At 74.2% G+C, this 22,252-nt stretch carries 20 protein-coding genes and 1 pseudogene; 10 read left to right on the top strand and 11 right to left on the bottom strand.

Translation table 11 applies throughout. From position 1 onward, the window contains the following. Window positions 1-43: 43 nt before the first annotated feature. Window positions 44-967 (bottom strand): NAD(P)/FAD-dependent oxidoreductase, encoded by a 924-nt coding sequence (locus ACQP0T_RS12735; protein WP_433873219.1) that lies wholly within the window; start codon window positions 965-967, stop codon window positions 44-46. A gap of 100 nt (window positions 968-1,067) precedes the next feature. On the opposite strand from ACQP0T_RS12735, the gene ACQP0T_RS12740 reads away from it, so the two are divergent. Next, the gene (locus tag ACQP0T_RS12740) at window positions 1,068-1,562 is read left to right on the top strand and encodes a MarR family winged helix-turn-helix transcriptional regulator (RefSeq protein ID WP_433873220.1); all 495 of its coding nucleotides are present in this window, start codon (window positions 1,068-1,070) and stop codon (window positions 1,560-1,562) included. Between the two features lie 5 nt (window positions 1,563-1,567). Here ACQP0T_RS12740 and ACQP0T_RS12745 read toward each other — a convergent pair whose 3' ends face one another. Beyond that, window positions 1,568-3,118: a long-chain-fatty-acid--CoA ligase gene (locus ACQP0T_RS12745; protein WP_433873701.1), complete on the bottom strand. Its 1,551-nt coding sequence runs from the start codon at window positions 3,116-3,118 to the stop codon at window positions 1,568-1,570. A 218-nt stretch (window positions 3,119-3,336) separates the two neighbouring features. Here ACQP0T_RS12745 and ACQP0T_RS12750 point away from each other — a divergent pair, with 218 nt between their 5' ends. Beyond that, a complete protein-coding gene (locus ACQP0T_RS12750; RefSeq protein WP_345366803.1) occupies window positions 3,337-4,098 on the top strand; it encodes a 3-hydroxyacyl-CoA dehydrogenase in 762 nt (253 codons plus the stop codon). On the opposite strand, the gene ACQP0T_RS12755 is transcribed toward ACQP0T_RS12750, so the two are convergent. Next, on the bottom strand, window positions 4,061-4,729 hold the full coding sequence (locus ACQP0T_RS12755; protein WP_345366801.1) for a TetR/AcrR family transcriptional regulator: 669 nt from the start codon (window positions 4,727-4,729) through the stop codon (window positions 4,061-4,063). The genes ACQP0T_RS12750 and ACQP0T_RS12755 overlap by 38 nt on opposite strands. Window positions 4,730-4,863: 134 nt before the next feature. Between ACQP0T_RS12755 and ACQP0T_RS12760 the strand changes: the two genes are divergently transcribed. The 4 genes and pseudogenes from ACQP0T_RS12760 (at window position 4,864) to ACQP0T_RS12775 (ending at window position 8,430) form a co-directional block, all read left to right on the top strand. Beyond that, complete coding sequence (locus ACQP0T_RS12760; protein ID WP_433873222.1) at window positions 4,864-6,009, top strand: thiolase family protein; 1,146 nt, start codon at window positions 4,864-4,866, stop codon at window positions 6,007-6,009. A gap of 108 nt (window positions 6,010-6,117) precedes the next feature. Next, window positions 6,118-6,423 (top strand): annotated as a pseudogene (locus tag ACQP0T_RS12765) (acyl-CoA dehydrogenase family protein); the annotation flags it as partial. A 15-nt stretch (window positions 6,424-6,438) separates the two neighbouring features. Then, the gene (locus ACQP0T_RS12770) at window positions 6,439-7,296 is read left to right on the top strand and encodes an acyl-CoA dehydrogenase family protein (RefSeq protein ID WP_433873703.1); all 858 of its coding nucleotides are present in this window, start codon (window positions 6,439-6,441) and stop codon (window positions 7,294-7,296) included. A 21-nt stretch (window positions 7,297-7,317) separates the two neighbouring features. Then, a complete protein-coding gene (locus tag ACQP0T_RS12775) occupies window positions 7,318-8,430 on the top strand; it encodes an acyl-CoA dehydrogenase family protein (protein ID WP_433873223.1) in 1,113 nt (370 codons plus the stop codon). A gap of 48 nt (window positions 8,431-8,478) precedes the next feature. Here ACQP0T_RS12775 and ACQP0T_RS12780 read toward each other — a convergent pair whose 3' ends face one another. Both ACQP0T_RS12780 and ACQP0T_RS12785 read right to left on the bottom strand, forming a co-directional pair. Then, window positions 8,479-9,396 (bottom strand): NAD(P)-dependent oxidoreductase, encoded by a 918-nt coding sequence (locus ACQP0T_RS12780; protein ID WP_433873225.1) that lies wholly within the window; start codon window positions 9,394-9,396, stop codon window positions 8,479-8,481. Between the two features lie 28 nt (window positions 9,397-9,424). Next, the gene (locus ACQP0T_RS12785) at window positions 9,425-11,557 is read right to left on the bottom strand and encodes a four-carbon acid sugar kinase family protein (protein WP_433873226.1); all 2,133 of its coding nucleotides are present in this window, start codon (window positions 11,555-11,557) and stop codon (window positions 9,425-9,427) included. Between the two features lie 413 nt (window positions 11,558-11,970). On the opposite strand from ACQP0T_RS12785, the gene ACQP0T_RS12790 reads away from it, so the two are divergent. Together ACQP0T_RS12790 and ACQP0T_RS12795 are read left to right on the top strand one after the other, a co-directional pair. Then, window positions 11,971-12,993, top strand: a complete 1,023-nt coding sequence (locus ACQP0T_RS12790) for an MBL fold metallo-hydrolase (RefSeq protein ID WP_433873228.1) — start codon at window positions 11,971-11,973, stop codon at window positions 12,991-12,993. A 214-nt stretch (window positions 12,994-13,207) separates the two neighbouring features. Continuing rightward, the gene (locus tag ACQP0T_RS12795; protein WP_433873229.1) at window positions 13,208-13,498 is read left to right on the top strand and encodes a DUF3040 domain-containing protein; all 291 of its coding nucleotides are present in this window, start codon (window positions 13,208-13,210) and stop codon (window positions 13,496-13,498) included. Between the two features lie 30 nt (window positions 13,499-13,528). Here the strand turns inward: ACQP0T_RS12795 and ACQP0T_RS12800 are convergent, their stop codons facing one another. The 4 genes from ACQP0T_RS12800 to ACQP0T_RS12815 all read right to left on the bottom strand — a co-directional run bounded on the left by ACQP0T_RS12800 (window position 13,529) and on the right by ACQP0T_RS12815 (window position 17,582). Next, window positions 13,529-13,717 (bottom strand): DUF2795 domain-containing protein, encoded by a 189-nt coding sequence (locus tag ACQP0T_RS12800; protein WP_433873230.1) that lies wholly within the window; start codon window positions 13,715-13,717, stop codon window positions 13,529-13,531. Window positions 13,718-13,783: 66 nt separating this feature from the next. Next, window positions 13,784-15,616, bottom strand: coding sequence for a transketolase (locus ACQP0T_RS12805; RefSeq protein ID WP_433873231.1), 1,833 nt, complete (start codon window positions 15,614-15,616; stop codon window positions 13,784-13,786). Window positions 15,617-15,660: 44 nt separating this feature from the next. Further along, window positions 15,661-16,170 (bottom strand): ATP-binding protein, encoded by a 510-nt coding sequence (locus ACQP0T_RS12810; RefSeq protein WP_345366777.1) that lies wholly within the window; start codon window positions 16,168-16,170, stop codon window positions 15,661-15,663. A 146-nt stretch (window positions 16,171-16,316) separates the two neighbouring features. Beyond that, a complete protein-coding gene (locus ACQP0T_RS12815; RefSeq protein WP_433873233.1) occupies window positions 16,317-17,582 on the bottom strand; it encodes an aspartate aminotransferase family protein in 1,266 nt (421 codons plus the stop codon). 240 nt (window positions 17,583-17,822) lie between these two features. Between ACQP0T_RS12815 and ACQP0T_RS12820 the strand changes: the two genes are divergently transcribed. Beyond that, window positions 17,823-18,812: an Acg family FMN-binding oxidoreductase gene (locus tag ACQP0T_RS12820; protein ID WP_433873234.1), complete on the top strand. Its 990-nt coding sequence runs from the start codon at window positions 17,823-17,825 to the stop codon at window positions 18,810-18,812. A gap of 24 nt (window positions 18,813-18,836) precedes the next feature. Here the strand turns inward: ACQP0T_RS12820 and ACQP0T_RS12825 are convergent, their stop codons facing one another. Continuing rightward, window positions 18,837-19,400, bottom strand: a complete 564-nt coding sequence (locus ACQP0T_RS12825) for a TetR/AcrR family transcriptional regulator (RefSeq protein ID WP_345366771.1) — start codon at window positions 19,398-19,400, stop codon at window positions 18,837-18,839. 10 nt (window positions 19,401-19,410) lie between these two features. Continuing rightward, window positions 19,411-20,868, bottom strand: a complete 1,458-nt coding sequence (locus ACQP0T_RS12830; protein WP_433873236.1) for an MFS transporter — start codon at window positions 20,866-20,868, stop codon at window positions 19,411-19,413. A gap of 272 nt (window positions 20,869-21,140) precedes the next feature. On the opposite strand from ACQP0T_RS12830, the gene ACQP0T_RS12835 reads away from it, so the two are divergent. Continuing rightward, window positions 21,141-22,244 (top strand): nitronate monooxygenase, encoded by a 1,104-nt coding sequence (locus ACQP0T_RS12835; protein ID WP_433873238.1) that lies wholly within the window; start codon window positions 21,141-21,143, stop codon window positions 22,242-22,244. The last annotated feature ends 8 nt before the right edge of the window (window positions 22,245-22,252 follow it).

Genomic DNA, 22,252 nt, shown 5'->3' on the forward strand with positions numbered 1-22,252 from the left:
CCACCGACCGGGGACGCACCGAGCGGGTGCGTCCCCGGCTCCGTCAGACGCCGGCCGGGTCCTGTTGTGCGACGGCCCGGTCGACGTCGGCGGCCAGCAGGTCGTGGTTGAGGGCGATGGCGGCGGTCGATCCGGCGCTCGCGGCATTGATCAACTGGGCCGGGCTGTCCACGACGTTGCCCGCCGCCCACAGTCCGTCGACGCTGGTGCGGCCCGATGGATCGACGGCCACCCAGCCGTTGTCGCCCAGCTCGCACCCCAGGCCGGTCAGCAGCTCGTCGTGCGGCACGAAACGAGGTCCGACGAACACCGCTGCCCGCGGTACCACCTGACCGTCGGCGAGTTCGATACCGGACACACCGCCGTCGTCGGCCACGACCCGGGCCACTTCCCCGTCGGCGATCCGGATTCCGCGCGCGGTCAGCCGCTCCCGCTCCTCGTCGGTCAGCTCGATCCGGTGGGGGAAGAACACCACGTCGTCGGACCACTGCCGCACCAGGTGGGCCTGGTGCAGCGTGAACGGGCGGTTGTCGCCACCGAGCACGGCGATCGGCGTGTCCCGGACCTCGTACCCGTGGCAGTAGGGGCAGTGGAGCACATCGTCGCCCCACCGCTCCAGCACGCCCGGAACGTCGGGAAGCTCGTCGCGCAAGCCCGTGGCCACCAGCACCCGGCGGGTCGTCAACGCCCTCCCGCCTGCCAGGCGCACCACGAACCCGGGTTCGATGCCGCGGACCCGATCGGTGAGCAGTTCACCCCCGTAGCGGGTCACCTCGTCCCGGCCCATCGCCAACAGCTCTGCCGGTGGGGTCCCGTCCCGGGACAGGAATCCGTGCAGGTGCCCGGACGGGGCGTTGCGCGGTTCACCGGCATCGACGACGACCACCCGTCGGCGGGATCGGCCCAGCATCGTGCCGGCCGCCAGTCCGGCCGCGCCGCCGCCGACCACCACCACGTCGTATTCCATCGAGCACCTCCGCTGTCGCTCCCCGCCGTCCTGGCGGTTCCCGGCGCCCAGGAAGTTAACATGTAGTTCGCTGGTTAACGAAAGGTGATCAATGGTTTCGATGCGCGCACGCACCCGTGAGCTGTGGAGCGAGCACAACCCCGGACTCGACACGTCGCCGATGGAAGTGGTGGCGCAGGTCAAGCGCGTCGTCGCGTCGCTCGACCGAGCGGTTGCACCGCTCTACGAGGGGGCGGCGCTGACCGCCGCCGAGGTGGAGTTGCTCGTCCCGCTCCGCCACGCCGACGAGCCGGTGACCGCCAGCGGGCTCGCCTTCCGCCTCGGCATGTCGCGGGCCGGGGTCAGCAAGGCCCTGGCCAAGATGGAGAAGCGAGGTCTCATCGCCCGCTCGGTCAATCCCGCTGATCGGCGCGCCGCCCTGATCAGCATGACGGCGACCGGCGAGGACGCCATCGATCAGCTCTTCCCGCGCGAGCTCGCCGCGCACGCGGACGTGCTGGCCGGGCTGGGGTCGGACCGGCAGCGCGTCGTCGACGCCTTGGCGCGCCTCGCCGAGGTCATGGAGGCGCACCTGGACGCCGATGCGGAGCGGTGAGCGGGTCAGGCGGTCTCGACCTGGAGGCGTCCGGCGGCGTGGTCGGCGCGCAGCTCGGTCTTGAGCACCTTGCCGCTGGGGTTGCGCGGCAGCGCGGGCAGCACCGCGATCCGCCGGGGCCGCTTGTACCGGGCCAGGTGCCGCAGGCACCACTGCTCGACCTCGGCGGCGGTGGGCGGGTCCTGCTGCTCGCGCGGGGCCAGCACCGCCAGCGGTGTTTCGCCCCAGCGCTCGTCGGGCACGCCGATCAGCGCCACCTCCCCGATCTGCGGGTGGCCCGCGAGGACGTCCTCGACCTCCGCGCAGTAGATGTTCTCGCCACCGGAGATGATCACGTCCTTCTTGCGGTCGACGACGTAGTAGTAGCCGTCCTCGTCCTCCCGGACCAGGTCGCCGGAGTGGAACCAGCCGCCCCGGAACGCCTCCGCGGTGGCCTCGGGCTTGCCCCAGTACTCCCGCATCACCATCGGGCTGCGGTAGACGATCTCGCCGACCTCGCCGCGCGGGACGTCGGCCATCTCGTCGTCCACCACCCGGACCTCGACGTTGAGCAGCGGCGTGCCGACCGAGCCGATCTTGCGGATCGAGTCCTCCCCGCGCAGCAGCGTGGTGACCGGGCTGCACTCGGTCTGGCCGAACGAGGTGGCGACCTCCGCCTGCGGGAAGGTGTCGATCAGGGTGCGCAGCAGGGTGGTGGACGCCGGGGCGGCGCCCCAGGAGAGCCGGCGCAGCGCGGACAGGTCGCGGTCGCCGATGCCGGGCACCGCGCAGATCGCCTGCCACTGCGCCGGGACCAGGAACACGCTCGAAACCTGTTCGCGCTCCATCAGGTCCAGGGTCGCGACCGGGTCGAAGCGTCCGGAGGGCAGCAGCACGACGCGTCCGCCGCGCAGCAGGGTGGGCAGCATGCCGGCCAGCCCGGCGATGTGGAACAGCGGGGCGGCGGCCAGCCACACCGAGTCGTCCGGCGGCGCGCCCAGGTGCGCGATGTTGCTGAACGCGTGCATCAGCAGGTTCTGGTGGGTGAGCACGGCGCCCTTCGGCCGCCCGGTGGTGCCCGAGGTGTACATGATGAACGCCGCGTCCTGCTCGGCGACGGTGCGCTCGGGGAACTCCGGTGACGCCGCGGCCAGCGCGGACTCGTAGTCCGCGCACCCGGCGGCCGGGCCGCCGAAGGCGAGCGCGTCGGGTGCGGTGCCGGCCTGCCCGGCCGCTTCGGCCAGCACGTCGGCCAGCGCGGCTTCCACGACGACCGCGCGCGCCCCGCTGTCGGCCAGCAGGTAGGCGATCTCGTTGGCGACCAACCGGAAGTTCAGCGGGACGCAGATCGCGCCGAGACGCGTCGAGGCGAGGAAGGCCTCGACGACCTCCAGCGCGTTGGTGCCCAGGACGGCGATCCGGTCTCCCGGGCCGAGGCCCCGGTCGCGCAACGCGTTCGCCAGCCTGCTGACCCGCTCGTCGAGCTGCCGGTAGGTCCGGCGCGTCGTGCCGAAGCAGAAGGCGACGTCGTCGCCGCGGGTGCGGGCGTGCCGGGCGAGCTGGTCGCCCATCGTCATGCCGCGCCCGAGCAGCGCGGGAATCGGTGGAACGTCGGCGGAGAGCTGCGGGCCAGTGCTGGACATCGGCTACCTCGACGATGACTCGGTGGCTGCGGAGTGCCTCATGCTGGCCCGCACCGGGGCGAGCAGTCAACCTTGACTGTCCGCGGTGGGGTGCGCTTGCATGTGCCGCTGGCGGCGGTCACCGCGGGCCGCCCTCGGTCGAGGAGGAGCGCATGGACATCTCAGGCGGCGTGGCGCTGATCACCGGCGGCGCTTCCGGTCTCGGTCTGGCCACCGCCAAGCGGCTGCTGGCGGCGGGCGGTTCGGTGGTGCTGCTGGACCTGCCGGAGTCGGCGGGGGAGCGGGTGGCCGGTGAGCTCGGCGACCGGGCGCGGTTCGCCGCGGCGGACGTCCGCGACGAAGCCCAGGTCGCCGCGGCCCTGGACGTCGCAGCCGAGTCCGGTCCGCTGCGCGTGGTGGTCAACTGCGCGGGCACCGGCAACGCGATCCGGGTGGTCGGCAGGAAGGGGCCGTTCCCGCTGGCCGAGTTCAGCCGGATCGTCGAGATCAACCTGGTCGGCACCTTCAACGTGCTGCGGTTGGGCGCCGAGCGGATGCTGGCCTGCGAACCCGTCGGCGAGGAGCGCGGCGTCATCGTCAACACCGCCTCGGCGGCGGCCTTCGACGGTCAGATCGGGCAGGCCGCGTACTCGGCGTCCAAGGGCGGCGTGGTGGGCATGACGTTGCCGATCGCGCGCGACCTGGCCCGCCACCTGATCCGGGTGGTGACCATCGCGCCGGGGCTGTTCGACACACCGCTGATGGCCGGGGCCTCCGAGGAGACCCGGAATTCGCTCGGCGCCCAGGTGCCGCACCCGCAGCGGCTCGGCCACCCCGACGAATTCGGTTCGCTGGCCGCGCACGTCGTGGACAACCCGATGCTCAACGGTGAGGTGATCAGGTTGGACGGCTCGATCCGGATGGCGCCGCGCTGACCTCGCCGTCGAACAGCAGCTCGCGGGCCAGCGACTTCCACAGCGCCAGGTGCGGATCCGTCGCCGCCGGGCGGTCTTCGAACGCGTACGGCAGCGCGGCGCCGCGCATGCTGGTGAACAGCAGCTCCCGCAACCGCGGGTAGTTCGGGTGGGCGCACACCGCGGGGCCCCAGATCCGGTCCGAGACCGAGCGGATGGAGTCGCGCAGCGCCCGCTCCTGCGGGCGCAGCGCGGCGGCCAGCGCCGGGTGGGTGCGCGCCGCCGTCCACAGCTCCATCGCGGCCCAGAAGTGCGGTTCCTGGAAGGTCTCCCACAGCAGCTCGATGCAGCGGTCCACCCGTTCCGGCCCGTCGGGTTCGGTGCCCAGCGCTTCGGCGACCCGCTGCTCGCTCTGCCCGATCCGGGCCACCGCGAGGTGCTGGGCCGCGGCGACGAGCAGTTCGTCCCGGGACGGGAAGTGGTGCAGCAGCCTGCCCCGGGAGACGCCCGCGCGGTCCTGGATGACCACTGTGGACGCCCCCGCGTACCCGTGCTCGACGAGGCAGGCCACCGCCGCGTCCAGGATCAGGGCGCGGCTGTCAGCGGTGCGCTCCTGGCGGCTGCGTGGTCCCTTCGTCGGTGTTCGTGCCACCGCACGAGGGTACCGGGCCGGGGCCGGGGTGCGGAACCGAAACAGTCGGCATTGACTGGAAGCGCCGGAGTCGTCAATCTCGAAGGGACCCGCCGCGGCGGACCGCGGACCCGAGGGGCAATCGAGGAGGAACCGTGCCAGACGCGGTGATCGTGGAAGCAGTCCGCACCCCGGTCGGCAAGCGCGACGGCGCGCTGTCCGGGGTCCACCCGGTCGACCTCTCCGCGCACGTGCTGCGCGGTCTCGTGGAGCGCACCGGCCTGGACCCCGCCGAGATCGAGGACGTGATCTGGGGCTGCGTCAGCCAGGCGGGTGAGCAGACGCTCGACATCGCCCGCAACGCGGTGCTGGCCGCCGGGTGGCCGGAGACCGTCACCGGCGTGACCGTGGACCGCCAGTGCGGCTCCTCCCAGCAGTCGGTGCACTTCGCCGCCGCCGGGCTCATCGCCGGGCACCACGACGTCGTGGTCGCCGGCGGCGTGGAATCGATGAGCCGGGTGCCGATGGGCTTCTCGGCGCAGGGGCACGACCCGCTGGGCGAGCAGGTGCTGGCCCGCTACGGCGGGGTCCGGCCGAACCAGGGCCTCGGCGCCGAGATGATCGCCGAGCGCTGGGGGTTCAGCCGCACCCAGGTCGACGAGTTCAGCCTCGGATCGCACGAGAAGGCCGCGGCGGCGCAGGACTCCGGTGCGTTCGACGACCAGATCCTGCCGATCACCACGCCCGGGGGCACCGTGGTCCGCGCCGACGAGGGCGTGCGGCGCGGCGGCACCCTCGACAAGCTCGGCGGGCTCAAGCCCGCGTTCAAGGCCGACGGCGTGGTCACCGCGGGCAACAGCTCGCAGATCAGCGACGGCGCGGCCGGATTGCTCATGATGACCTCGGAGAAGGCGGCCCGGCTCGGTCTGCGCCCGATCGCCCGGGTGCACACCGCGGCGCTGGCCGGCGACGACCCGGTCATCATGCTCACCGCACCGATCCCGGCCACCCGCAAGGCGCTGGCGCGCAGCGGGTTGTCGGTGCGCGACATCGGGGTGTTCGAGGTCAACGAGGCGTTCGCGACGGTCCCGCTGGCCTGGCTCGCCGAGCTCGGCGCCGACGCCAAGGCGCTCAACCCGCACGGCGGTGCGGTCGCGCTGGGCCACCCGCTCGGCGGCAGCGGCGCGCGGCTGATGACCACGCTGGTGCACCACATGCGCTCGGCGGGCATCCGCTACGGGCTGCAGACCATGTGCGAGGGCGGCGGGCAGGCCAACGCGACGGTGCTCGAACTGCTGTGAGCGCCGGTTCAACACCCACGACGTCGGTGCCGAGCGCGCCCCCGCGCCCGGTGATCGCCGGAGGAGACGCGAGATGACCCAGGTGGAGATCTCCCCGAGGAGTTCCGGAACGAGGCGCGGGACTGGCTGGCCGCGCACGTGCCACCGTCCGATGTGGAGCTCGACGAAGCGGAGCAGATCGCGGTGGCCAAGCGGTTCCAGGCCGCGTTGGCGGACGCGGGACTGGCCGGGATCACCTGGCCCGCCGAGTTCGGCGGCCGGGGGCTGACCGCCGCGCACCAGCAGGCCTTCGACGAGGAGGCCGCCGACCACGACCTGCCGACCTCGCTGTTCATGATCGGCATGGGCATGTGCGGTCCCACCGTGGTCGACCTCGGCACCCCGGAGCAGAAGGCCCGGCACCTCCCGCCGCTGCTGCGCGGCGAGGAGGTGTGGTGCCAGTTGTTCTCCGAGCCCGGTGCCGGATCGGACGTGGCGAGCCTGCAGACCCGCGCGGTCCGCGACGGCGAGGGCTGGCTGGTCAACGGCCAGAAGGTGTGGACCTCCGGGGCGCAGCACGCCGACTTCGGCGCGCTGCTGGCCCGGACGAACCCGGACCTGCCCAAGCACCGCGGGCTGACCATGTTCATCGTGGACATGCGCGCCCCGGGCGTGGTGGTGCGCCCGCTGCGGGACATGACCGGGCGCGCGCCGTTCAACGAGGTGTACTTCGACGACCTGCGGCTGCCCGCCGACGCGGTGCTCGGCGAGGTCGACGCGGGTTGGACCGCCGCAGTGACGATGCTCGGTCACGAGCGCGTGTCCATCGGCGGTTCGGCGCGCCGCCGGGACGCGCCGCTGAACCCGGAGAACCTGGTCGCGCTGGCCCGCCGGGCCGGGCGGCTCGGCGACCCGGAGATCCGCCGCGAACTCGCCGCCTACCACGCGGCGAGCCGGACCCTGGAGCTGTTCAACACCCGGCTGCGCCAAGAGGCCGACGCGGGCGTCGCGCCCGGGGCGCGCGGTTCGGTGGCCAAGCTGACCGGCGCCGAGCTGCTGTGGCGCGGGGTGGAGCTGGCCGGGCGGATCGCCGGGCCCGGGCTGCTGGCCTGGGACCGGGACGACGAGGACGCCGCCGAGCTGGCGCTGGCGATCAACGCGACCCCGGCGTCGAGCATCGCGGGCGGCACCAACCAGATCCAGCGGTCCATCATCGGGGAACGCATCCTCGGGCTGCCCAAGGAACCGCAGGTCGACCGCGACGTGCCGTTCCGCGAGCTGCGCGTCGGAACCCAACAGCAGGGCTGAGTCGAGAGGAGCGCACCGACCATGCGGCTGGTGCTGGACAGCGAGCAGGAACAACTCCGGTCCTCGGTCCGCGATCTGCTGGCCGACCACGCCCCGTCCGCCGCCGTGCGCGCGGCGATGGAGGGCGACGAGGGCTACGACCGCGCGCTGTGGCGGCGCCTCGCGGGAGACCTCGGCGCGGCGGGTCTGGTGGTCGGCGAGCACCACGGCGGTGCGGGTGCCGGGCACGTCGAGCGCGCCGTCGTGCAGCAGGAGCTGGGCCGGGTGCCCGCGCCGGTGCCCTACCTCGCCTCGGCGGTCCTCGCGGTCGACGCCGTGCAGGCCCTCGGCGACGAGTCGGTCAGCGCCGAGCTGCTGCCCGGTCTGGCCACCGGGGAGCGGATCGGCGCGGTGGCCGCGGCCGGTGCCGACGGCACCTGGGGCGGTGCCGCGACGAGCGTCACCGCCGAGCACCGGGGTGGCGGGTGGTCGTTGACCGGGCGGGTCTCCCCGGTGCTCGCGGGGGACCTCGCCGACGTGCTGCTGGTGCTCGCCGGGACCACCGGCGGCGCGCGTTGGTTCGTCGTCGACGGCGGCGCCGAAGGCTTGGCGCGCACCGCGCTGGTCGGGCTGGACCCGACCCGCCGGATGGCGCGGCTGGACTTCGCGGGCACCCCGGCGCGCGCGGTCGACGGCGCCGGTTCCACCGGAGTGCTGGAGCGGGTGCGCGACCTCGCGGTGGTGTCGCTGGCCGCCGAACAGCTCGGCGTCGTGGAGCGGGTGCTGGCCGACACCACCGACTACGCCACCGCGCGGGTGCAGTTCGGCCGGGCGATCGGTTCCTACCAGGCGGTCAAGCACCGGCTGGCGGACGTGCTGTGCACCCGGGAGCAGGCCACCGCGCTGGTCCGGTACGCGGCGTGGACCGCCGACCACGATCCGGACCGGCTCGCCGAGGCCGCGGCCCTGGCGCAGGTCCACCTCGCCCCGGCCTGCTTCCAGGCCGCGGCCGACGGCGTCCAGCTCAAGGGCGGCATCGGCTACACCTGGGAGGACGACGCGCACCTGCTGTACAAGCGGGCCAAGAGCGCCGAGGTGCTGTTCGGCACCCCGGGGCAGGCGCGGGACCGGCTCGCCGACCGGCTCGGCTTCTGAGGGCTGCGCCCACCGGTGGTCCGCGCGGCGGCGCTGGCCCGCGGTGGCTCAGGCGGTCGGGGAGCGGTCCTCGCCGGACGGTTCGTCCTTGGGCGAGAGCACCGTGACGACGCTGGAATCGTCGGCCGCGGCCAAGCCCGCGCGTTCGCCGAGCAGGTAGAGCTGCTGCGCCGCACCGGCCAGCGGTGTCGGGACGTGGGCGTCGCGGGCCAGGTCGGTGACGATGCCCATGTCCTTGACGAAGATGTCCAGGCGGGAGCGGACCTCCGCGCCGTCGGCGTAGGCGTCCAGCATCCGGGGGCCGCGATCGGCGAGCATGAATGAGCTCGCCGCGCCCTGGCTCAGCGCTTCCACCACGACCGACGGGTCCAGGCCGATGCCCCGGGCCAGCGCCACGGCCTCGGCCGCCGCCGCGATGTGCACCCCGGCGAGCAGCTGGTTGATCGCCTTGAGCGCCTGCCCGTCGCCGGGGCGCGGTCCGATCACGGTCAGCGTCCCGGCCAGCCGGTCGAGCACCGGTCGGGCCGCCGCCAGTGCCGCGTCGTCGGCGCCGACCACGATGAGCAGGTCACCCTTGCCCGCGCGCAGCGGCCCGCCGCTGACCGGGGCGTCGACGAACCGCTGCCGCGGCAGCGCCGCGGCCAGCGCGCGCGCCCCGGGCGGGCCCACGGTGCTGGTGAGCACCACGGCCGCCCCGGGCGGCAGGGTGTTCGCGGCGCCGTCGGGGCCGAACAGCGCGGCTTCGGCCTGTTCCTGGTCGCGCACCGCCAGCAGCAGCACGTCGGCCCCCTCGGCCGCCTCGGCGGGTGTCGCGGCGGGGACGGCCCCCTGCGCCGCGGCGGCCTCGCGCCGCTGCTCGGCGACGTCGAACGCCGAGACCGGGAACTCCGGCGCCAGGCGGCCGGCCATCGGCAGCCCCATCGCGCCGAGGCCGATCACCGCGACCTGCTGGGTGGTTTCGGGCATGGCAGCTCCTCGTCGATCGGTGCGGGGATCAGCGGTGCAGGGCGGTGACCACGTCGGCGAGCGCGCGTTCGTCGCCGACGTTGCCGGGGAACACCACGTACGGCACGCCCGCGAACTCCCCGGCGACCGGTTCCCAGAGCGACACCATGCCGGGCAGCAGGGTGCCCCGGGCGATGGCGCGGCGGACGTCGAGGCCACCCGTGGCGATGTCGCTCGAGGTGATGCCGCCCTTGGCCACGACGAACGCGGGGCGGCGCGCGCGCACCGCTTCGCCGACGGCGCGCACCAGGGCGGCCGAGACGGTGCGGGCGATGGCGAGGCTGTCGTCGGCGTCCGCGCCGGTCACCAGGGTGCGGCTGGTCCGCAGCACCACGTCGGAGTCCGCCAGCGCGGCGGCGGCGCGGGCGGCGACGTCGGAGAGGTGCTCGGCACCCGCGGCCGGGTCCAGCAACGTCGGCACGTCCAGCTCGAACTCGGCGGGGTGGTGCGCCGCGCGGAGTTCGTCGAGCTGGCGGGTGGTCAGGCCGACGTGCGAGCCCACCGCGATCAGACCGTGCCCGGCGGGGTAGCGCGCCAGGGTCGCCGCGTCCAGCGGGGCGCTGGGTGCTTGCCCGGTGCGGGCGCGGACGAATCCGGGCCCGCACCGGTACAGCAGCCGGGTGCCCGCCGATTCCGCCGCCAGGGCGCCGAGGGCCAGCACCCGCAGGTCGTCGTCGCAGGCGGCGTCGACCACCACCGGCTGCTGGTCGCGCGACCCGCGCAGCACCTCGGCGACCCGTTCCGGCCCGCCGGTGCGCAGGTCGTGCACGTCGATCGACCGCACGTCGGCGGCGGCGATCCGGCCGCCGGTCTTCTCCTCGACCCAGGCGCGCAGGTCCGAGCTGCGGTAGCCGAACGACGCGTCGGCGGCGAACTCGGTGCGCCCGGCCGGGAGCATCCCCGCCGCGGTCCGGGCCCAGTGCACCGAGCCGAGCGTGACCCGGCCGGCGTCCGGGAAGGCGGGCACGATCACCGCGGCGTCCACCGGGCGGCCGTGCTCGGCCAGCGCGGCGGCGAGCCCGTCGGTCTCGGCCGGGTAGTGCCCGCGCAGCGTCGAATCGCTGCGGCTGGCCAGCACGAAGTCGACGTCCTCGGCCGCCGCGGCGGCCGCCAGCGCGTCGACCACGTCGCGGTTGCGGGCCACCGCGTCGGCGGCGGACAGGCTGCGGGTGTTGGTGAGCACGAAGAACGCGCCACCCGGTTGCCGCAGCGCCCACCGCAGGTCCTCGGCGGCCCAGCTGGTGAGCACCGGGATGCCGGACACCGCCTGGGTTCCGGTCGGGTCGTCGTCCAGCAGCACCAGGCGGGGTCCGCCGGCGAGCTGTTCGGCGATCGCGGCGGGAGCGGTCTCGCGGACCGGCGGGAGCCCCGCCATCAGCTCCTCCAGCGGCATCGGTCCGTGCGGCATCGGCGCCTCCGGTGTCGCGCCGCGCACCCCGAGGACGTGGGTGCGCAGGTCGGTCGCGGTCTGGTCGAGGTGGTCGTGCATCGCGCTGCGCGCGGCGCCGGGGTCGGCGTCCTCCAGCGCGCGCAGGACCTTGCCGTGCTCGGCGAGGGCGTGCGCGCGGATCTCCGGCACCGCGGAGGTCTCCCGGCGGCCGTCGACGAGCAGCCGCTCGAACGGCTCGAACATCAGCGGGATGAAGGCGTTGCCGGTGGCCAGCATGATGGTGCCGTGGAAGTCGATGTCGGCGGCCACGAACGCCGCGACGTCGGCGGCCGCGTCGGCCTCGCGCATCCGGCGCAGCGACTCGCGCAACCGCCGCAGGTGGTGTTCGGTCCGGTGCGCGGCGGCGAGTTCGGCGGCGCCGGTCTCCAGCAGCCGCCGGGCGTCGATGAGGCTCTCCGAGACGATCCCGCTGGGCCGGGCGGCGGTGGCCGCGCGGATCATCGGGTCCAGCGCGGTCCACCGGTCCGGCGGGTTGACGTAGGTGCCGCGCCCGCGCTCGATGCGGACGACGCCCTGCACCCGCAGCGCGGTGACCGCTTCGCGCACCGTCAGCCTGCTCACCGCGAACCGCTCGGCCAGCTCGGCTTCGGCGGGCAGCGCCGAACCCGGCGGGCAGCTCCCGTCGATGATCGAGGCGAGCAGGCGCTCGGCGAGCGCGTCGGGCAGCGACATCGCCTCTCCCATCAGACGTCTGATGTCCGGCGCGGTGACCTTAGAGCGGTCGCCGCGCGGAGGTCAACACCTTTTTTAGTCCACTGTGGACGAACGCGGGAGGGGTTCGGGGTGATGCGCGCCACTGCGGCGGCGGACTTCATCGATCACGTGCGGACCGGTCGGTATGCGTGTGGTACTCCTGATGTGTCCTTTCAGAATGCGGCGGAGCCGCATGCGGTGGGCACGCAGCTTGCACCGCCGCGGGTTCTCGGCGGTCTTCTCGCGAGGACCGCCGCGACGCCGTGTACGAAGTGGGTACATCAGGAGCGGATCCCGGAGCGAGGAGGCCGCCGAGGTTCCGCTACCCGCACCGCTACGCAGCTCATTCTGGAAGCGGTCCTGATGAACGGCGCACGTGGAGGTGGGGTTCGATGGACGGCTCGCGGCACGAGTGGATGGAGCCCGGCGCGTTCGAGGTCGCTGCCGGGGTGCACCGGATCCCGCTGCCGCTGCCCAACGACGGCTTGCGCGCGGTGAACGTCTACGCGATCGCCGATGGCGACGCGCTCACCCTGGTCGACGGCGGATGGGCGCTGGAGGAATCGCGCGACCGGCTCGACCGCGCCCTGCGCACCCTCGGCGCCGGGCTCGGCGACATCCGGCAGTTCCTGGTCACCCACGCCCACCGCGACCACTACACGCAGGCCGTCGCGGTGCGCCGCGAGTACGGCTCGGCGGTGCGCCTCGGCGAGGGCGAACGGGCCACCCTCCGCGCCTTGCGGGACCCCGAGCACCGGTCCAACCGCGCCCAGCTCGCCCTGCTCGCCGAATGCGGTGCGAAACCGGTGCTGGAGGCGGTGCGGGCCGCGAGCGGGGGCCCTCGCGCCGGGCACTCCTGGGAGGAACCCGACGAGTGGATCGGGGAGACCACCGACGTGGGGCTGCCCGACCGGCCGTTGCGGGCCCTGGCGACCCCGGGCCACACCAGGGGGCACCTGGTCTTCCTCGACGAGGCCCACGGGCTGATGTTCGCCGGGGACCACGTGCTGCCGCACATCACCCCGTCCATCGGCTTCGAGCAGGCGCCCGGCCCGCTGCCGCTGCGCGACTACCTGGACTCGCTGCGGCTGGTCCGGGCGCTGCCGGACATGCGGCTGCTGCCCGCGCACGGGCCGGTGACCGGCAGCGTGCACGCCCGGGTCGACGAGCTGCTCGACCACCACGACGGCCGGCTGGCCGTCAGCGCCGGCGTCGTCGAGCGCGGCGCCGACACCGCCTACGCGGCGGCCCGGGGCCTGACCTGGACCCGCCGCGAACGCGCCCTCGACGACCTGGACCCCTACAACCAGATGCTCGCGGTGCTCGAAACCAAGGCGCACCTCGACGTGCTGGTGCTCCAGGGGCGGTTGCGCGCCGAGGAGATCGACGGGGTGCGGCACTACGCGCCGGCCTGACGCCCGTCCCGCCCCGTGCGGTCGTCCGGAGGCCGCGGCGACGCACCGTGTTCGCCGGGCGCCGGGCCGTCGCCCGGAGTGACGGGAATTCACCCGGCTCGCCGCACGCGGTGACCGGCCTTCCCATGGCACGCTGGGAAAAACTCCCGGTATTGGGGGCGACGGGGAGCGGGTACTTCCTTGGTGTCGGACCACACGTCGCTAGGAGCTCGCCATGTTGAGCAGACACGAGCGGGACAGGTTGGCCGAGATCGAAGCCGGTCTCGTCGGAGCCGATCCGCGACTCGCGGAGCAGTTCGAACGGTTCGATCCCGGGCCGCGCTGGCGCGGCCTGCGCCACGCGCTGGCCGGTCTGGCCCTGGCGCTGCTCGCGGTGCTCGCGGTGATGTGCCTGCTGAGCGGCCTGATGGTGAGCGCCGTGGTGCTGGCGGTGGCCACCCTGCTGGGCGGCGCGCTGTGCTGCGCGCAGGCCAGGCGGAACCGACGCGGATCGGCACCCGGCTAGCGCGGCCACGCCGGCGGGCAGGCGCCGCGCTCAGCGCAGCGCCTGCAGCACCGTGTCCGGCTCCACGTACACGCCCGCCGGCAGGTCCTCCAGCCGCCGGAGGCATTCCGCGGGCGCGCCCTGCTCCTCGCAGAGCCTGCGGATCTGCTGCGCGTCGGCGGGGAATCGGACGTGCGCGAGGTAGGGCAGCAGTTCACCGTGCTCGGGTCCCGACGACATCGCATCCTCCTCCGTGCTTTGGCCCGGCGCACGAGCCGTGCGCCGGGCCTGTTGCTGCTGGGCGGCTCATCGGCCCAGCACCTTGCGGGCCGCGCCGGCGATGGCCTCGGCATCGATCCCCGCCTGGTGCAGGAGCTGGGCGGGGGAGCCGGATCCCGGCATCTCGCGCACCGCGAGCTGGCGCACCGGGGTGGCGATGCCGGACCCGGCCAGCGCGCTGAGCACCGCCTCGCCGAGACCGCCCTCGGGCCAGTGGTCCTCGGCGGTGATGATGGCCTGCGTCTCGACGGCCGCACCGCGCACCGCGTCCACGTCCACCGGTTTGATCGAGTACAGGTCGATGACCCGGGCCTGGATGCCGGCGACCGAGAGCTGCTCGGCGGCGCGCAGCGCCTCGTGCAGCGTCACCCCGGCCCCGATCAGCGTGATGTCGTCGCCCTCGCGCAGCGTCCGGGAGCCGCCGATGCGGAAGTCGGCGTCGTCCGGGGCGTAGAGCACCGGCAGGGCGCCCCGGCTGGTGCGCAGGTAGCTGATCCCCTCCTGCTCGGCCATCAGCTCCACCAGCCGCACCGTCTGGTTGGCGTCGCTGGGGTAGAGCACCGTGCTGCCGTGCACGGCGCGGAACGCGGCGAGGTCCTCCAGACCCATCTGCGACGGGCCGTCCTCGCCGATGGCGACGCCCGCGTGCGAGCCCATCAGGTTCAGGGTCGCCCGGCTGACGGCGGCCATCCGGACGAAGTCGTAGGCGCGGCTGAGGAACGCCGCGAAGGTCGAGGCGAACGGCGTCCACCCCCGGACCTGCATGCCCACGGCGGTGGCCAGCATCTGCTGCTCGGCGATGTACATCTCGAAGTAGCGCTCCGGGTGCGCCTCGCGGAACACCTCGGAGAACGTCGAGTTGGACACCTCGCCGTCCAGCGCCACCACGTCGCCGCGCCGGCCGCCCAGCGCGGTCAGCGCCTGGCCGTAGGCCTTGCGGGTGGCGACCTCGCTGCCGAGCTCGAACTCCGGTGCGGCGCCCCCGGTGGCCGAGAAGGTGTGCGGCACGGCGTCCTCGGTGGGTTTGGCGACCTCGACGCGCAGGTCGCGGGCCCCGCCGAGCTCCTCGATGGCCTCGGCGGCGTCGGGCAGCGGTTTGCCGTGCTTGCCCGGCTGGTCCTCGACCGCGGCCACGCCCTTGCCCTTCTTGGTGGCCGCCAGGATCGCCACCGGCCGCCCGTCCGGGGTGGTGGCCTCCTGCATCGCCGTCTCGATCTGCTCCGGCTCGTGGCCGTCGACGAGCAGCGTCCGCCAGCCCGCGGCGTGGAACCGGGCGGAGTAGACCTCCAGGTCCCAGCCGTGCATGGTCTCGCCGGTCTGGCCGAGGCGGTTGACGTCGACCAGCGCCACCAGGTTGTCCAGCCCGGCGTGCCCGGCGTGCTCCAGGGCCTCCCAGACCGATCCCTCGGTCATCTCGCTGTCGCCGCAGAGCACCCAGACCCGGTTGCGCAGCCGGTCGAGGTCGCGGGCGGCGAGCGCGACGCCCACGCCGATGGGCAGCCCCTGCCCGAGCGAGCCGGTGGCCACGTCCGTCCACGGCACCCGGGGTGTGGGATGGCCTTCGAGCCTGCTGCCGAACTTGCGGAAGGTCAGCAGCTCCTCGTCATCGATGGCGCCTGCCGCCTTGAGCACCGAGTAGTACAGGGGCGAGGCGTGCCCCTTGGAGAAGATCAGGTGATCGTTGCGCGGGTCGTCCGGCTTGCCGAAGTCCAGCCGGAGGTGGCCGTCGAGCAGCGCGGCCAGCAGGTCGGCCGCCGACATCGACGACGTCGGGTGACCGGAGCCGGCGGCGTCGCTGGCCCGCACGGAGTCCACGCGGAGTTGCTGGGCCAGATCGGTGCGGAAGCTCAAGTCGTCCATGCACCGGACATGCCCGGTGCGGCGCTGGTTGAAACGTCCGGCGATCAGTCCCCGACGCCGCGGTTGAGCCCGGTCAGCAGCCGCTTGATCACCTCGGGATCGATCTCGGCGGTGACCTCGGCGGCTCCTTCGGCGGGCGCGGAGCGCTTGGGCGAGCGGCGCGGCAGCGGCACCGAATCGGCCGACACCCCACCGGGCAGCGGCAGCTCGCACCACACCAGGGAGCCGCCGCCGCTGAGCGCGGTGGAGTCGCAGCGGCCGTTGGCCAGGTTCGGCGAGACGGCGGGGGCTTCGGTGGCGCTCTCGTCCTCGACCTCGACGACCAGCGATTCGCCGGACAGCCGCAGCCGGACCGTGATGAAACCGGGCGATTCCTGGTCGGCGCTGTCGACGGCGGCGGTGACGAACTGGGCGGCGAGCGTGCACGCCTCGTCGATCATCGACCGCAGGGACCATTCCGTGAGCGAGAACCGCACGAACAGCTCGGTGCAGTTCACCGCGCTCGGGAGTGCGATCAGCCGTAGGTCGTCGACCTGTGCGGTTGGGGTGTTCACCTGGCTCTGTCCTCCGTCCGCCTGCGCGTGTGGATCACCCGGAAGTCGTATCTTGCCAAGTGGTCCGCCGTCCACCTCAACAGGGGCGCCGTTGCGCGCCGAGCGGCATCCGGGCCGGCGGGCCCGGATGCCGCTTGCGGTCGCGGTCAGCGCAGCATCGCGTCCAGGCCCTCCCGGAGGGCGTCGGTGATCAGGCCGATCTCGGACTCGGTGATGGTCAGCGGCGGGGAGACCGCAAGCGCCGTGCCCAGCGGGCGCACCACCACCCCGCGGTCCCGGACGGCGCGCTGCGCGCGCGGCACCGCGCCCGGGTCCTCGGCCAGCAGGTCGGGGGCCAGTTCGACGGCCCCCAGCAGCCCGGTGCCGCCGCGGACCTCGCCGACGGCCGGGTGCCCGGCCAGCGAGCGCAGCGCCTCGTGCAGCGGTCCTTCCAGCTCGTCGGCCCGCCGCAGCAGCGACTCCCGCTCCAGGACGTCGAGGTTGGCCAGCGCGGCGGCGGCGACCGTCGGGTGCCCGGAGTAGGTCGCGCCGTGCCGGAACGCGCCGCCGGTGCCGCGCCAGAACGGTTCGGCCACCCGATCGCCGACGACCACCCCGCCGAGCGGGAGATAACCGCTGGTCACACCCTTGGCGAAGGTGATCATGTCGGGGCGCAGGCCCCACCGCTCCACGCCGAACCAGGTACCGACCCGGCCGAAGCCGCAGATCACCGAATCGGCGACGAACAGGACGTCGTGCTCGGCGCAGATCTTGGCCACCGCTTCCAGGTAGCCCGGCTCCGGCGGGTGCAGGCCGCCCGCGCCCAGCACGGGCTCGGCGAAGAAGGCAGCGACGCGCTCGGCGCCGAGCCGTTCGACGGTCTCGCGCAGGGCGTCGGCGTCGTCGCGGGCCACCCGCACCGCGTCGGGCAGCAGTGCGCCGAAGCCGGTGCGGTTGGCCTCGATGCCGCCGATGCCGGTGCCCAGGCCGTTGGTGCCGTGGTAGGCCGACCCGCGGCTGAGGATGTGGGTGCGCTCCGGATGCCCCCGTCGCGCCCAGTACAGCCGGGCGAGCTTGGCCGCGGTGTCGATCGCCTCACCGCCACCGGTGGTGAGGAAGATCTTCGCGTCGTCCACCGGGGCGAGTCCGGCCAGCCGGGTGGCGAGCTCCTCGGCCCGGGGATTGGTGAAGTCGTTGAACACCGAGTACGCCGCCAGCTCGCGCATCTGCGCGGCGGCGGCCTCGATGATCTCGGTGCGCCCGTGCCCGGCGTTGGCGTACCAGAGGCTCGCGGTGCCGTCGAGGTAGCGCCGCCCCCGGTCGTCGTAGATCCAGACGCCCTCCGCCCTCGTCACGCAGAACTGCTCGGCCTTGACCTCGGACATGTCCGCGAACGGGTGCCACAGCGCGGTGCCGTGCGGTGCTGTCGTCATTCGTTCGGTCCTCCTCTGCGGTCTCGGTGGTCCAGCTTCGCCGCTGAGGCGATCACCCCGCCAGTGCCGGTCCGGTCTTCGCCGGCCGGACCGCGTCCACCGGCCCGGCCGCGCCTAGTGGAAGGGTGCCGCCGCCGCGGCCGCTCGGCGATTCCGGCCGGGTCTTCCGCCCCTGGCCCGCGCGGTGGCCGCCCGGCACCGTGGCGCTGGGACATCCGCCGCACGGGAGGTCGACGAACGATGGCGTGGCACACCGCTGCCCGGCACCGGTTCCCGGGGCCGGGCGAGGACGCGAGCTGGTCGGCCGAGGAGACGGCGGTGCTCGCCGATGCGGTGAGCCGGGCGCCCTCGGTGCACAACACCCAGCCGTGGTCGCTGCGGGTCGAGGGCCGCCGCGCGGTCCTGGAGCAGCGCGACGAGGCACCGCTGCGGGAGCACGATCCGCACGGCCGCGACGCCCGGCTCTCCTGCGGGGCGGCGGTGGCCAACCTCGCGATCGCGGTCCGGGCGCTGGGCTGGTCGCCGGAGATCCGGTGGCGCCCGTCGGCGGCGAGCACCGCGACGGTCACCGCCCGGGGGCGCCAGCCCGTCACCCCGCTGGACCGGGAGCGGCTGCGCGCGCTGGCCCGCCGGTCCAGCCACCGGCGGGCGTTCGCCGCGCGGCCGGTGCCCGCGCTGACCCGCACCGCCGTGCTGGCCGCGGCGACCGCCCCGGTGGCCTGGTTGGAAGGCCGGGAAACCGCCCGGGAGGTCGCGGAGCTGCTCGGCTACGCCGCCCGGGTGCACCGCGACGACGCGGGCTACCAGCGGGAGCTGGCGGAGTGGACCGGGCGCTCCCGGGACGCGGGACTGGCTCCGGGGGCGCTGGCCGCCTCCGGAGCGCCCGCCGCGGGGCTCGCCGGACCGGCGGCCCGGGTGCCCGACGAGCACCGCCTGGCCGAGCGGCTGTCCGCGGAACTGGTCCTGGTCTTCGGCGCCGGGGGAGACGGCCCGCGCGAGCAGCTCCAGGTCGGGGAGTCGGCCGAACGCGCCTGGGTGGAGGCCACCCGGCTCGGCCTGGTCGGGTCGGTGATGACCCAACCGCTGCGGTTGCCGGAGGTCCGCTCCGGGGTGCGTGCGGCGCTGGGGATGTCCGGCGAACCGCACCTGGTGCTGCGGCTGGGGTATCCGGCCGCGGACGGCGTGCCGCGCAGCGGGAAGCGCCCGCTGCCGGACGTGCTCACCGACTGACGGGGCCGATCCGGGCGCGCCGGGTCAGCGGCCGTCGAGCCAGCGCTGCAGCAGCGGTGCGGTGAAGGCGACGAGTCGATCGCGCGGCTCGGCGCTGATCGCTCCGGTGCGCAGCACGAGCCGCGCGGCGCTGAGACCGAGCAGGTGCGAGCAGACCAGCTCGGCGCGCAGCCGGGCGTCCGGGCCGGTCAGCCGCTGGGCCAGGCGTTCGACGAGCTGGTGCTCGAAGTTGGTGCGGAACTGGGCACCGGCGGGGCGAGCGGAGGTGAACAGGGCGCGCAGCAGCGGATCGCCCTGGGTGCGGTCGTGGTAGTCCAGCAGCGTCCGGACCAAGTGTTCGCCGAGCTCCGGCAGCGGGCAGTCCAGCAGCCGGGCCGCGTCCTGCTCGAAGCCGGACGCTTCGGCGAACAGGTTCTCCTTGCTGCCGAAGTACTTGACCACCAGCGCGGCGCTGACCTCGGCATCGGCCGCGATGTCGCGCAGGGTCACGTCGGCGTAGCCGTGCAGCGAGAAGCGCCTGCGGGCGGCCCGGAGCAGTGCGTCGCGGGTGGCGCAGGTGGCGCGCCGCTGATCGCCGACCGTGGGCATGGGCACCAGGCTAGCGCGACCGGACCGGTTCGGCGGCGGTATCGGACGCGGTCGTGCTGCCGGGCGCGGGCAGCGCCGGGGTGAGCGCGGCGAGCAGCACGGCCAGCGCCGCGGCCCCGCCCGCGACCAGGAAGACGGCGGAGTAGGCGGCACCGGAGGGGTATTCGACCCCGGCGACGTGGACCACCGATCCGGTCGTCAGCGCGGCCACGACGGCGCTGCACCCGGAGGTGCCGATCGAGCGGGCGAGGGTGTTCAGGCTGTTGGCCGCGGCGGTCTCGGTCGAGGGCACCGCCCGCATGATCGTGGTGGGCAACGCCCCGTAGACCAGCGCGCCACCGATGGCGACCACCGTCAGCCCGCCCACCACCACCGGCAGCGGGCCGTGCAGCGCCGAACTCGCCAGGTGTCCCGCCACCAGCACCAGGCTGCCGGTGATCAGCGTGGTGCGCGGACCCCACCGGCGGGTGATCCGGGCCGACAGCGGGGAGAACACCCCCATCGCCGAGCCGATCGGCAGCAGCACGACCCCGGAGAGCACCAGCGACATGCCGAAGCCGTAGCCGGTGGCCTCCGGCGCCTGCATGAGCTGGGCGCCGACCAGGAAACCGGCGAACATCGCCATCCCGACCAGCACCGAGTTGATGTTGGTCAGCAGCACCACGGGTCGCGCCGACACCCGCAGGTTCACCAGCGGGGCGGGCGTGCGCAGCTCGTACCAGCCCCACGCCGCGAAGAGCACGGCCGCGCCGCCGAACAGGCCCAGCACGAGGGCGCTGGACCAGCCCCAGTCGTTGCCCTTCGAGGTCGCCAGCAGCAGGCAGGTCAGCGCGGCGCTGAGGCCCACGGCGCCGAGCAGGTCGAACCGCCCGCCGGTGCGCAGCGCGGACTCCGGCACGATCCGCCGCACCAGCAGCATCTCCAGCAGCGCGAACGCCACCGCTCCGGCGAACAGCCAGTGCCAGCTCAGGTGCTGGGCGACCACTCCGGTGATCGGCAGCCCGATCGCCCCGCCGATGCCGAGGGTGGCGCTCATCAGCGCGACGCCGGAGGCCACCTTGTCCTCGGGCAGCAGGTCCCGCATGATGCTGATGCCCAGCGGTACGACCCCGACGGCGGTGCCCTGCAGCACCCGGCCGACGAGCACGGCGGCGAAGTCGTCGGTGACCGCGCCGATCGCGCTGCCCAGCGCCATGAGCCCGAGCGCCACCAGCAGCATCCGGCGCTTGCCGTACATGTCGCCGAGCCGCCCCAGCACCGGGCTGAACACCGCGCCGGAGATCAGCGCCGCGGTCACCAGCCAGGCCGCGTTGCCCGGCGTCGTGTCCAGCAGCCGGGGGAACTCCGGGAGCAGCGGGACGACCAGGGTCTGCATCAGCGACACCGCGATACCGCACGACGCGAGCACGCCGATGACGGTGCGCGAACGCCGCAGGGGTGGGCCGGAAATGTGCAGCGCGGTGCGCACTCGGGCTCCTCGGGCTGGGCTGCGGATGTGTTCCGGACCTGGAGTAAACACTTGTTCACCCCGCGTCGCAATACGCCACCTGCGTTGATCCCGCCCAGTGGACGGAAATCCGCGCGATCGTCCGTCCACAGTGAACCCCGTATGGATGCCACCCGGGTGGCGGCTTGCGCGGCCGGGCGGTGCGTGCGTGGTGGTGCGGCGGCTCGTCGATCGGCCATCATGCCCGGAGGTCCCGGGACGGCGACGGGACCGCGGACGGGGAGGAGCGCGCGATGCGCACCGCTGTCACCGAAATGCTGGGCGTGCGGCACCCCCTGGTCGGGTTCAACCGGTCCCCGGGCGTGGTCGCCGCCGTCACCAACGCCGGCGGGTTCGGCGTGCTGGCCGCCACCGGCTACACGCCCGAGGAGCTCGACGTCCAGCTCACCTGGATCGAGGAGCAGGTCGGGGGCAAGCCGTACGGCATCGACGTGCTGGTCCCGGGGCGCATCGCCGGATCCGACCCGCACGAGGACATCGCGAGCCTGCGCGCTCGGATCCCCGACGAGCACTACGCGTTCCTCAACGGGCTGCTGGAGCGCTACGACCTCGAACCGATCGACCGCTCGGCGCTGGGCGGGGACCGCTTCGCGGCCAGCGTGGGGGCCGAGATCGTGCAGCCGCTGCTCGACGTGGCCTTCTCGCACAGCATCTCGCTGGTCGCCAACGCGCTGGGCACGCCGCCGCCGGGGCTGGTCGAGCGGGGCAAGTCCGCAGGCGTCGTGGTCGCCTCGCTGGTCGGCGCACCGGAGCACGCCCGCAGGCAGCTCGACCTCGGCGTCGATCTGCTGGTGGCGCAGGGCACCGAGGCCGGTGGGCACACCGGCACGATCGCCACCATGGTGCTGGTGCCCGAGGTCGTCGACCTCGCCGGGGACGTCCCGGTGCTGGCCGCGGGCGGGATCGCCTCCGGGCGGCAGATGGCGGCCTCGCTGGCGCTCGGCGCCGCCGGGGTGTGGTGCGGCTCGGTGTGGCTGTCCAGCCACGAGGACATCACCTCGCCGGTGGTCAAGGAGAAGTTCCTCGCGGCGGGCAGCGGCGACACCCTGCGCTCGCCGACCCGCACCGGCAAGCCCGCGCGGCAGTTGCGCAGCGCCTGGCACGACGAGTGGGCCGCCGGACCGGCCGCGCTGCCGATGCCGCTGCAACCGGTGCTGGTCAACGAGGCGTGGCGGCGGATCGACGCCGCCGCCGGAGCCGGGCACGCCGGGGCTCGGGAGCTGGAGTCGTTCTACGTCGGCCAGGTCGTCGGCGGCTTCCGGCGGCTGCGACCGGCCGAGGACATCGCGCGGGAGATCATCGACGACTGCGAGCACGTGCTGCGGTCGTTGTCCTGAGCCGTTGC

The sequence above is a fragment of the Saccharopolyspora sp. CA-218241 genome, assembly GCF_050954615.1.
Taxonomy (GTDB): domain Bacteria; phylum Actinomycetota; class Actinomycetes; order Mycobacteriales; family Pseudonocardiaceae; genus Saccharopolyspora; species Saccharopolyspora cebuensis.